Annotated in this window: 9 protein-coding genes; 7 read left to right on the top strand and 2 right to left on the bottom strand. The window is 71.3% G+C overall.

Translation table 11 applies throughout. The features are described 5' to 3' along the window. Window positions 1–141: 141 nt before the first annotated feature. On the bottom strand, window positions 142–2,967 hold the full coding sequence (locus ACZ4SW_RS03130; protein WP_468237159.1) for a penicillin acylase family protein: 2,826 nt from the start codon (window positions 2,965–2,967) through the stop codon (window positions 142–144). 256 nt (window positions 2,968–3,223) lie between these two features. Between ACZ4SW_RS03130 and ACZ4SW_RS03125 the strand changes: the two genes are divergently transcribed. The 6 genes from ACZ4SW_RS03125 to mscL all read left to right on the top strand — a co-directional run bounded on the left by ACZ4SW_RS03125 (window position 3,224) and on the right by mscL (window position 9,297). Beyond that, the gene (locus ACZ4SW_RS03125; protein ID WP_468237157.1) at window positions 3,224–4,750 is read left to right on the top strand and encodes a potassium/proton antiporter; all 1,527 of its coding nucleotides are present in this window, start codon (window positions 3,224–3,226) and stop codon (window positions 4,748–4,750) included. Between the two features lie 277 nt (window positions 4,751–5,027). After that, window positions 5,028–6,299 (top strand): MFS transporter, encoded by a 1,272-nt coding sequence (locus ACZ4SW_RS03120; protein WP_468237154.1) that lies wholly within the window; start codon window positions 5,028–5,030, stop codon window positions 6,297–6,299. Window positions 6,300–6,367: 68 nt separating this feature from the next. Beyond that, window positions 6,368–6,676 (top strand): FmdB family zinc ribbon protein, encoded by a 309-nt coding sequence (locus tag ACZ4SW_RS03115; protein ID WP_468237152.1) that lies wholly within the window; start codon window positions 6,368–6,370, stop codon window positions 6,674–6,676. Window positions 6,677–6,958: 282 nt separating this feature from the next. Then, a complete protein-coding gene (locus ACZ4SW_RS03110; RefSeq protein ID WP_468237149.1) occupies window positions 6,959–7,792 on the top strand; it encodes an S-methyl-5'-thioadenosine phosphorylase in 834 nt (277 codons plus the stop codon). A 443-nt stretch (window positions 7,793–8,235) separates the two neighbouring features. Beyond that, window positions 8,236–8,703 (top strand): hypothetical protein, encoded by a 468-nt coding sequence (locus tag ACZ4SW_RS03105; RefSeq protein WP_468237146.1) that lies wholly within the window; start codon window positions 8,236–8,238, stop codon window positions 8,701–8,703. 123 nt (window positions 8,704–8,826) lie between these two features. After that, window positions 8,827–9,297 (top strand): large conductance mechanosensitive channel protein MscL, encoded by a 471-nt coding sequence (gene mscL, locus ACZ4SW_RS03100; RefSeq protein ID WP_468237143.1) that lies wholly within the window; start codon window positions 8,827–8,829, stop codon window positions 9,295–9,297. A 158-nt stretch (window positions 9,298–9,455) separates the two neighbouring features. Here the strand turns inward: mscL and ACZ4SW_RS03095 are convergent, their stop codons facing one another. Next, entirely contained in the window at window positions 9,456–9,662 is a 207-nt protein-coding gene (locus ACZ4SW_RS03095) for a hypothetical protein (RefSeq protein ID WP_468237141.1), read from the bottom strand. Window positions 9,663–9,807: 145 nt separating this feature from the next. On the opposite strand from ACZ4SW_RS03095, the gene ACZ4SW_RS03090 reads away from it, so the two are divergent. After that, complete coding sequence (locus ACZ4SW_RS03090; RefSeq protein WP_468237139.1) at window positions 9,808–10,845, top strand: P1 family peptidase; 1,038 nt, start codon at window positions 9,808–9,810, stop codon at window positions 10,843–10,845. The last annotated feature ends 178 nt before the right edge of the window (window positions 10,846–11,023 follow it).

The raw sequence follows: 11,023 nt of genomic DNA, 5'->3' as shown, positions 1-11,023 counted from the left end.
TCCCCCCCCGCCAAGGAAAAACCCGAGAACGAGCGAAGGAAGGGGGAAGACCCCGTGGAAGAGCGAAAAGGGCGAAGGGGAACGGGGGGAAGCGCCCCCCCACGCGCGCGGGGGGGCCCGCTGTCACATGTGCGGTGCCCGTCAGGGCTTGAGCACCAGCGTGTCGGTCGTGCTCTTGTCCACCGCGTTCTTCGAGAAGTTCCACGGCAGCAGCTCGCCCTTGACCCACTTCTCCGTCTGGTCGGTGTAGTGGGCGTTGTAGGCGTGGCCCGAGGCGCCGCTGAGGTTGATCCACTTGGACTTGTCGAGGTCGTCCAGGTTGACCACCATCCGCATCGACGGCACCCACAGGGCGTTGTAGCCGCCCGCCGCGTTCCAGCCGGTGGCGTTCACGGTCGCCTCGCCGCCGTCGAGCTGCCAGGGGCCGCGGTTGAGCATGTACTGCAGGATGCCCGGGCCGTCGGTGCCCAGCGTCTGGTTCTTCAGGAACAGGCGGTGCAGTCGGCCCCAGCTCCAGGTGTCCATGTCCTTGCCGAGCTTGGCGGTCAGCTCCCAGGTGGCGTCCTTCATCGCACGCGCGAACAGCTCGTCACGGGTCGTCGCGGCCGGGTCGGTGCGCGTCGCGGGCGTCTGCCACCAGTCGTTCTTCTGGTCGTCGATGATGTTGCGCACCACCTCGAACCAGCGGTCGCCGCCGTCCGGCTGCGCCTGGTCCGCATCGCGCTGGCCGCACTCGCGCACCTTCCGGTCCTCGTCGGCCGGCCCGGTGGAGTCGGCGGGCTCCACCCACAGGCACTGGCCCTTGACCCGCAGCTCCTTGGGCAGCTTGTTGCCGAAGGCGAGCTTGAGGATGTTGCGCCAGACGGAGTTGAAGTACGCGGCCGCCGCCGAGTCCGAGTCCTGCGTGTAGTCCCAGCCCTCCAGCAGCTTCTGCGCGGCGCGGACGTGCTTGTCCGGGACGTCGATCTTGAGCAGCTTGGGCACCAGCAGCTTGGCGATCTCGCTGCTGTTGTCGAGCTGCATCTGCCGCATGTCGTCGGTCGAGATCTTGCCGCCGCCCTTGATCTTCGACTCGATCAGGTCGGTGATCCGCTGGCTGCGCGTGCCGTAGCCCCAGTCCGTGGTGAGCGTGTAGGGGTACTTGTCCTTGTCGATCACGGCCTGGTTGGCGGTCACGATGTACCCGCGCTTGGGGTCGAACTCGTAGGGCAGCGCGGACTGCGGGATGTATCCGGTCCAGTCGTACTTCGAGTTCCAGCCGGGCGCCGGGATCGAGCCGTCGTCGCCCTGCGCGCGCGTGGGGATCTTGCCCGGCAGCTGGTAGCCGATGTGGTCCTGGGTGTCGGCGTAGATCAGGTTCTGCGAGGGCACGTCGAAGGAGCGGGCCGCCTGGCGGAACTCGCTCCAGTTCGACGCCCTGTCGATCTCGAAGACCGCGTCCATGGTGTTGCCGGGATCCAGCGCGGTCCAGCGCAGCGCGACGCCGTAGCCGTCGGCGCGGTCGGGGGCGGCGGTGTCGACGGTGGCCTTCTTGCCGACCTGGACGAGTTCGTCGTCGCGGTCGGACAGCAGGGGCATGCCGTTCGCCGCCTCGCGTACGACGATCTTCTTCGGGGCGCCGCCCGCCACCTTGATCGTCTCGGTGCGGCTGGTGAACGGCACCACCTTGCCGTCGCGCAGGTAGCCGTTGCCGGAGAGCTTCTCCAGGTAGAGGTCGGTGACGTCGACGCCGGAGTTGGTCATGCCCCAGGCGATGTTCTGGTTGTGGCCGATTATCACGCCGGGCATGCCCGCGAAGGTGTAGCCGGTGACGTCGTACGGGCAGGCGCTGGAGACGGTCGTGCAGTGCAGGCCCATCTGGTACCAGACCGACGGCAGCGAGGCCGACAGGTGCGGGTCGTTGGCCAGCAGCGGCTTGCCGGTGATGGTGTGGCTCCCGGCGACGACCCAGGAGTTGGAGCCGATGCCGTGGCCGTTCACGCCGACGGCCGTCGGGACGTCCGCCAGCACGTGCGTCAGGCCCGCGAGCTGGCTCCGCAGGGACGAGGAGGCCGAGGAGGCCGACGTCCCGGTCGTCGACCGCGTACCCGCCGTACCCGTGGTACCCGCGGCACCCGTGGTACCGGTCGTGCCCGTGGCACCCGTCGTCCCCGTGGTGCCCGTGGTGCCCGTCGAGGCGCCCTGCTCGAACGCCTTCGTGAGGGCGTTGTACTCGCCCTCCTGGACGATCGGCTTGTTACGGCCGTACGGGTACTCCGGATACAGGTCCGCGATCTGCTTGGGGCCCAGGCGGCTGGTCATCAGGGCGCGGTCGATCTCGTCCTGCATGTTGCCGCGCAGGTCCCAGGCCATCGCCTTGAGCCAGGAGACCGAGTCGACGGGGGTCCACGGCGCGGGCTTGTAGTCGTTGGTCAGTCCCAGGGCCGCGTACTCCAGGGAGATGTCCTTGCCGTCCTTGCCCTTCAGATAGGCGTTGACCCCCTTGGCGTACGCCTGGAGGTACTTCTTCGTGGAGGCCGACAGCTTGGTGTCGTACTCCTTCTGTGCGACCCGGTCCCAGCCCAGGGTGCGCAGGAACTCGTCGTTCGTGACCTGGCTCTTGCCGAACATCTCGGACAGTCGCCCGGACGTCATGTGGCGGCGCACGTCCATCTCGTAGAACCGGTCCTGCGCCTGGACGTACCCCTGCGCCAGGAACAGGTCCTCGGCGGACGACGCGTAGATCTGCGGGATCCCGTAGCCGTCGCGCTTGACGTCGACGGGGCCCGACAGGCCCTCGAGCGTGATCGTGCCCTTGGTCTGCGGGAAGGAGGCGCGCACGGTGCTGACGGACCAGTAGCCGCCGTATCCCAAACTTCCCACAAGGGCCACAACCAGGAGGATCACGATCAGTCGGGCTCTGTGCCCCTTCTTCCTGCCGGACTTGCCGGGCTTCTGGCCGGAAGAGGCGGTGGTGTTGGGGGGCATCGCTGTCCTTGCTGTCCTAACACGAGCGGCAGGGCGGGCTGTGCTTTCTACTGAGCGCTGGAGCAACCATAGGCGCAGGGCCCGCTCCGCCTTGACGCGGAGTCGGGAACAGGCCCGGACGACAGTTCGATCATGCGACCGCAAGCGTCAAGAAAGCGTCAAGAGTTAGGTAAGCTAATGAAGTAGTCGGAGTGAAGTCCGCCCCAGCACCGGGCTTCGCGTGCTCGGATCGTGGCGTCGCACCGCGGCCCACGGATTGGCGAGAAGGGAACGGCCGCTGACTGTCCACCACCTCAACCAGCTCCTGCTCCTCTGCTCGCTCGTTCTGCTCGTCGCGGTGGCAGCGGTACGGATCTCGTCGCGCAGCGGCCTGCCCAGCCTGCTCGTCTACCTGGGCATCGGCATCGCCATGGGCCAGGACGGGGTCGGCATCCACTTCAACAACGCCGAGCTGACCCAGGTCATGGGATACGCGGCACTGGTCGTGATCCTGGCCGAGGGCGGACTCGGCACGAAATGGAAGCAGATCAAGCCGGCCCTCCCGGCGGCGTCCGCACTGGCGCTCCTCGGCGTCGCGGTGAGCGTCGGTGTCACGGCCGCGGGCGCGCACTACCTGAGCGGTCTGGAGTGGCGGCAGGCGCTCATCATCGGAGCGGTGGTGTCGTCGACCGACGCGGCGGCGGTCTTCTCGGTGCTGCGGAAGGTGCCCCTCCCCGCGCGCGTCACGGGCGTCCTGGAGGCCGAGTCCGGGTTCAACGACGCCCCCGTCGTCATCCTCGTCGTCGCGTTCTCCGCGGCCGGACCGGTCGAGCACTGGTACACACTGCTCGGCACCATACTTCTGGAACTTGCCATCGGCGCCGCCATCGGCCTGGCGGTGGGCTGGCTCGGGTCCTGGGGCCTCAGGCACGTGGCGCTGCCCGCCTCCGGCCTCTACCCGATCGCGGTCATGGCCATCGCGGTCATGGCGTACGCGGGCGGCGCGCTGGCCCACGGCAGCGGCTTCCTCGCGGTGTACCTCGCCTCGATGATGCTCGGCAACGCCAAGCTGCCGCACTGGCCCGCGACCCGGGGCTTCGCCGAAGGGCTCGGCTGGATCGCCCAGATCGGCATGTTCGTCCTGCTCGGTCTGCTGGTGACCCCGCACGAACTGGTCGACGACGTGCTGCCCGCCCTGGTCATCGGCATGGTGCTGACGATGGTGGCGCGTCCGCTCAGCGTCGTGATGAGCCTTGTGCCCTTCCGGCTCCCGTGGCAGGAGCAGACGCTGATGTCGTGGGCCGGGCTGCGCGGTGCGGTGCCCATCATCCTGGCGACGATCCCCATGGTGAACGGCGTCACCGGCAGCCGCCGGATCTTCAACATCGTCTTCGTGCTCGTCGTCGTCTACACCCTCATCCAGGGGCCGACCCTGCCCTGGCTGGCCCGCACGCTGCGCCTGGGCGAGGGGCCCGAGGCCGCGGACCTCGGCATCGAGTCCGCGCCCCTGGAGCGGCTGCGCGGACACCTGCTGTCCGTCGCGATCCCCGAGGGGTCGCGGATGCACGGCGTCGAGATCAGCGAGCTGCGGCTGCCGGCCGGGGCCGCGGTCACCCTGGTCGTCCGGGAAGGAAAATCGTTCGTTCCGCTGCCGTCGACGGTGCTGCGGCGCGGGGACGAACTGCTCGTGGTCGCCACGGACCAGGTCCGCGACGCGGCGGAGAGGCGTCTGCGCGCCGTCGGCCAGGGCGGCAAGCTGGCGGGCTGGCTGGGCACGACCGGGAACGGCGCGCCGGGGCGTTGAGCCCACCTTGGTGAACAGGGCGTTTCGTACCGTTCACACCGCCGGGAATCCCAGGTCGGCGACCGGACGGTGCTCTGTTTCACAGGCCTACCGGCCGATGCCCCTGTACAATCCAGGCGCACCCTGATCGAACCAACTCTGCCTGACGCAGAGCTGGCGCGACCGTATGGCGGCCGGGCGCCCTTCCCTTCGTAGGGGCCGGTATCTACCGCAGTCCGCGCAAGAGGACAGCTCTCGGCGCGCACCCGCGCTACCAGGCAGCGGAAAGGCACGGGCCGTGGCATCCACGGTCACCTCGAAGGCGTCCCGTCCGGGCTACGGACAGCTCTTGCGCACCCGTGGCGCCTGGACGTTCCTTCTCCCCGGCTTCGCGGCGCGTCAGCCGTTCGCGATGCTCACCCTCTCCATCGTGCTGCTGGTACGGCACACCACCGGCTCCTACGGGGCCGCGGGCGCCGTCGCAGCGGTCACCGGCGTGTCCATGGCCCTGTTCGCCCCGTACAGCGGCCGTCTCGCCGACCGCCACGGCCAGCGGGCGGTGCTTCTGCCCGGCGTCCTGGCGCACGCCCTGGCCGGCGCCTCGCTGACCGCACTGGCGCTGGCCCACGCCCCGCTGTGGGCCCTGTTCGCGGCGGCCGTCCCGACCGGCGCCTCGGTGCCGCAGATCGGCCCCATGGTGCGCGCCCGCTGGGGCGTGAAGCTGAAGGACTCGCCCCTGATGTCCACGGCGGCGGCCTTCGAGTCCGTCACCGACGAGCTGACCTTCGTGCTCGGCCCGCTGCTGGCGACGGCCCTGTGCACGGCCGTCGCCCCGGCCGCGGGCCTGCTCACGGAGGCGGCCCTGACGCTGGTGGGCGGTGTGCTGTTCGCGGCGCAGAAGCGTACGCAGCCCGCCGTCGCCGCCGTGACGCACGCGCGCGTGGAGCACGTGTCCGCCCTGCACGTCCCCGGGGTGCGGGTCCTGATCGTGACCTTCCTGGGCATCGGTTCCGTCTTCGGCGGCATGCAGGTCTCGCTCTCCGCGTTCAGCCAGTCGATCGGCGAGCCCGGTCTGAACGGCGTCCTGTACGGCGTCTTCGCCGCCGGCAACATGCTCTCCGGCATCGTGTGCGGCGCGATCGCCTGGAAGGCCGCCCCGCGGCGCCGCCTGGTCATCGGCTACACGGCCCTCGCCCTGGCGGCCTCCGCCCTGTGGACCGCGCACTCCGTGGGCCTGCTGGCCGCGCTCGGCCTCCTGGTGGGCATGTGCATCGCGCCCTCCCTGATCACCGGCTACACCCTGGTCGAGTCCCTGGTCCCGGACGGCGCCCGCACCGAGGCGTTCACCTGGCTGACCGGCGCGGTCGCGCTCGGCCAGGCGGCGGCGGTCACGGTCGCCGGGCAGCTCGAGGACCGGCTGTGGACCGGCGCCGGCTTCCTCGTCCCGATGGCCGGTACGGTGCTGGCGCTGCTGACCCTGCTGTCCTTGCGGTCGCGGCTGGTCACGCGGCCCCACGGCCGTACCGTGGCACGTGGCGTCGGTCACCGCGCACCGGTGACGGTGGACTGATCCCGCGGAATAGGTCACTATGGATCGTCGTTAGCACTCATTGAGTGAGAGTGCCAGGAGGAAGACAAGTGCCGACCTACCAGTACCAGTGCACCGAGTGCGGCGAGGGCCTCGAGGCGGTGCAGAAGTTCACCGACGACGCCCTGACCGAGTGCCCCAACTGCGGCGGGCGCCTGAAGAAGGTGTTCTCCGCGGTCGGCATCGTCTTCAAGGGCTCCGGCTTCTACCGCAACGACAGCCGCGGCTCGTCCTCGAGCAGCAGCCCCGCGTCGTCGAAGTCGTCGAGTTCCGGCTCGTCGTCCGACTCCGGCTCGGCGTCGTCCTCGTCCTCCTCGGCGTCGTCCTCGTCGTCGAGCACCTCCTCCTCCGCCGCATAGGTCCGTGCCGCGGGACCCCGCCGTCGCAGGACGGCGGGGTCTTCGGGGTTTCCGGCGCCTGGGGAGCGGGGCCTTCGAGTCTCCGGAGGGCGACGGCGGGGGCTTCGGGCTTCCCGGCGCTTCGAGGACGGGGTCTTCGGGCTTCCCGGCGTTTCTAGGACGGGGGCTTCGAGTCTCCGGAGGGTGACGGCGGGGTCTTCGGGTTCCGGGGAGTCGAGTGCGGGGCCGCGGAGTTTCCTTCAGGCTGCTCGCACGCCCGTCCGGGCGACTACTGTGCTGGTCATGACCAACGCGGAGATCGGTGTCATCGGCGGCTCTGGCTTCTACTCCTTCCTCGACCAGGTGACCGAGGTCCGGGTCGACACCCCTTACGGAGCCCCCAGCGACTCCCTCTTCTTCGGCGAGATCGCCGGCCGGCGGGTGGCGTTCCTCCCCCGCCACGGACGTGGCCACCATCTGCCACCGCATCGGATCAACTACCGCGCCAACCTGTGGGCGCTGCGCTCCGTCGGGGTCCGACAGGTCCTCGGCCCGTGCGCGGTGGGCGGGCTGCGCCCGGAGTACGGGCCGGGCACGCTGCTGGTCCCCGACCAGTTCGTGGACCGCACGAAGAGCAGGGCGCAGACGTACTTCGACGGGCTGCCGCTGCCCGACGGCACCGTGCCGAACGTGGTGCACGTGTCCCTCGCCGACCCCTACTGCCCGGCCGGACGGGCGGTCGCGCTGAAGGCCGCGCGGGGGCGGGACTGGGAGCCCGTGGACGGCGGCACGCTGGTCGTGGTGGAGGGGCCGCGGTTCTCCACCCGGGCGGAATCGTTGTGGCACCGGGCGCAGGGCTGGTCCGTGGTGGGCATGACCGGCCATCCCGAGGCCGCGCTCGCCCGTGAACTGGAACTCTGCTACACCTCGTTGACCCTGGTCACGGATCTGGACGCCGGGGCGGAGACGGGGGAGGGCGTCTCGCACGACGAGGTGCTGAAGGTGTTCGCGGCGAACGTGGACCGCTTGCGCGGCGTGCTGTTCGACGCGGTCGCCGCGCTGCCCGCCACCGAGGAGCGGGACTGCCTGTGCGCGAACGCGCTCGGCGGGATGAACCCGGGGTTCGAACTGCCGTGACGGGGCGGGGCAGGCCATAGCGGCGGCACATGGCGGGGCGGGTCCGGCCTGCGGGGCGGGTCCGGCCTGCGGGGCCGGCCCGACATGGCAGGGGCAGGGCCCGACATGGCAGGGGCAGGGCCCAGCATGGCGGGGGCAGGGCCCGACATGGCGGGGGCGGGGCCCAGCATGGCGGGGGCGGGGCCGGACCGGTGTTGGGGTCGGCCGTGCGGAACGTCCCGTTCGGGTGATGGAGTTTTCCACAACCGCGAGGTGACCCACAGGCGTCCGCAGCCTCCGCCGTGAAGCGTCATCGTGGATCGCGACCCGATCCCACGACGCAGGTGGTGACCAGCATGCCCCGCTTCTCCCCTTCCGCTCCTCGGCCCTGCGCGGCGGCTCCGGCGCGGACGCTTCCGCCCGCCGGCCTCTCCCCGCGTTCCGACACGCCTCCCACCTGTGCCGTGCCCCACTTCGCTCCCGTACGGGTGCGGGGAGGACGGCAGCGGTTACGGCGGATGCTGCGGTGCCGCAGGCGGGCCGTGGCCGCGGGACTGGCCGTCACCGCCGCCGCGCTCGTGGCGGCCGGGCCCGGTGACTCCGAGGGCGCCCGCGGGCATCCGGACGCCGACACCCGCCCGACCGCCGCGGCCGTACGGGAGCCGCACCCGGTGGAGACGGTGACGGCCCCCGTGCGGATCGCGGACGCGGCGACCGTGCGACTGCTGAAGCCCGGCGACCGCGTCGACGTGATCGCGGCCGACGGCGGCGGCCAGGCCAGGGTCGTCGCGGCCGGGGCCCGGGTGACGCGGGTGCCCGACGTCGAGCCGACGGAGAACGGCGCGCTGCTGGTGCTCTCCGTGCCGCGCCCCACGGCCGCGCGCCTCGCCGGCGCAGGAACCACCTCGCGGCTGGCGGTGACGCTGTGCTGAGCCCGGCCGCGGCCGCCACGGCCCCCTTCCTCACGGCATGCGGCTGGACAGCCGTGGTACGCCCTGCCGTAGGTTGCGGAGCTGTTCGTTCCGCAGTGTGTGCAGTCGAGAAGGGTTCCAGCGGTGAGCGAGATCAAGATGCCGGGCGTCCTGCAGGGCTTCAAGGCCTTCCTGATGCGTGGAAACGTCGTCGACCTGGCGGTCGCGGTAGTCATCGGCGCCGCCTTCACCAACATCGTGAACGCCGTGGTGAAGGGGGTCATCAGCCCGGTCGTGGGGGCGCTCGGCACCAAGAGCCTGGACGGCTACAGCTCCTGCATCAAGGAACCCTGCACGGGCACCGGCGCCAACGCGACGGGCATCCGCATACTCTGGGGCTCGGTCCTCGGCGCCACGCTCAACTTCGTGATCACCGCAGCCGTCGTCTACTTCCTGATGGTCCTGCCCATGTCCAGGTTCCTGGCCCGGCAGGAGGCCCGCCGCAGGGCGAAGCACGGCAGCGAGGACGTGCCCCAGGTCACCGAACTGGAGGTGCTGGAGGAGATCCGCGACGCCCTCGTCGCGCAGCGCAGCCCGAACCGGACCGAGGCCTGACCCACGCGGAGACGCACCGCGGAACGCAGGACCGGACCTGCAACAGGCTCTGTGACGACTCTCACAGGTACCCGGTCACAAGTGCTGTGTCACAAGTGCTGTGTCGCAAGTCCTGCTCACACGTCCTGCGTCACAAGTGCTGCGTCACAGGCGGTGTGTCACAGATGGTGCGGCGGCTTCTCGTCCAGGAACCGCGCCAGATCGGCGGCGCTGTCGCCGGTCGGGCGGGGCCGCTCGCCCCACCCCAGGTCCGTGTCGTCCGACGACTGCGCGCTCAGCGGGTCGTCGAAGACCAGGGCGTCCTTGGGCTCGGGCTTCGAGTCCCGCGGTTCGCGGCCGGGGGTGGACGTCGGGGTGGTGCTCATGACCCCAGCGTACGTCCGCGGCGCCGGGCGCGGCGTCGCGGTCTCGGGAGGGGCCGCTCTCCGCGGGAGCGACGAGGGTGAAACCGACCGCGTGGATTCTCCGGCACGGGCTCACGACCGGGGTACCGCGAAGGATCATGGGTCCATGACACGTGACGCTCTGACAGATGTCGCCGGTCTGCGCGTGGGCCACGCCACACGGGTCGGGGGCGGTTGGCTGACCGGTACCACGGTCGTCCTCGCCCCGGAGGGCGGCGCGGTGGCGGCGGTGGACGTGCGCGGGGGCGGGCCCGGCACGAAGGAGACCGACGCGCTCGATCCGCGCAACCTGGTGCAGAAGGTCGAGGCGGTCGTCCTGACCGGGGGCAGCGCCTACGGGCTCGACGCGGCGTCCGGTGTCATGGCCTGGCTGGAGGAGCACGGCCGCGGGGTCCGGGTGGGCCCCGATCCGTCACACGTGGTGCCGGTCGTGCCCGCCGCCTGCGTCTTCGACCTGGGCCGCGGCGGCGACTTCCGGGCCCGTCCGGACGCGGCCATGGGCCGGGCCGCGGTCGAGGCGGCCGCCGCGAGCGAGCCGGGAGCGCCGGTGGCACAGGGGTGCGTGGGCGCCGGCACCGGCGCGACGGTCGGACCGCTCAAGGGCGGCGTCGGCACCGCCGGCACCGTGCTGGAGTCGGGGATCACGGTGGGCGCCCTGGTGGTGTGCAACGCGGTGGGCTCGCCGGTGGACCCGGAGACGGGCGCGCTGTACGGGGAGTTGGCCCGGGGCCGGGTGGACCGTCCGGCGCGGGAGGTGCACGAGGCGGCGCGGAGACGGCTCGCCGAGACCGCCGCGCAGGTCCCGCGCCCGCCGTTGAACACGACCCTCGCCGTGGTGGCGACCGACGCCGACCTGACCAAGGCGCAGGCGCAGAAGCTCGCGGGCGTCGCGCACGACGGTCTGGCGCGTGCCGTGCGGCCGGCGCACCTGCTGCACGACGGGGACACCGTGTTCGCGCTGGCGACGGGCGCCCGTCCGCTCGCCTCCGGGGACCCGCTGGCGCTCAACGAGGTGCTGGCGGCGGGCGCGGACCTCGTGACCCGCGCGATCGTACGGGCGGTGCGCGCCGCCGAGCCGGTGGACGGGCCGGGCGGGGCGTGGCCGTCGTACGAGGAGTTGTACGGCCCGCCAGGGACGCCGTAGGGGCGCTGCGACAGCAGGGGGCGAGGGGCGAACGGCCCCTGGACGGCAGGCGATTGTCCCGGTTCTGTCACGCAAGGGCGTGCGGCGTGGCGGACGGGAACCTTTCCGCGCGGCGTTCGCTCTCTCTCCACGTATTCGAGCGGATCACGCAACCGAACGCCCACCCGACGACCTGGAG

The organism is Streptomyces sp. NPDC028331 (assembly GCF_055565775.1).
The sequence above is the reverse complement of the archived record's forward strand: the minus strand, read 5'-3'. Positions and strand labels throughout refer to the sequence as shown.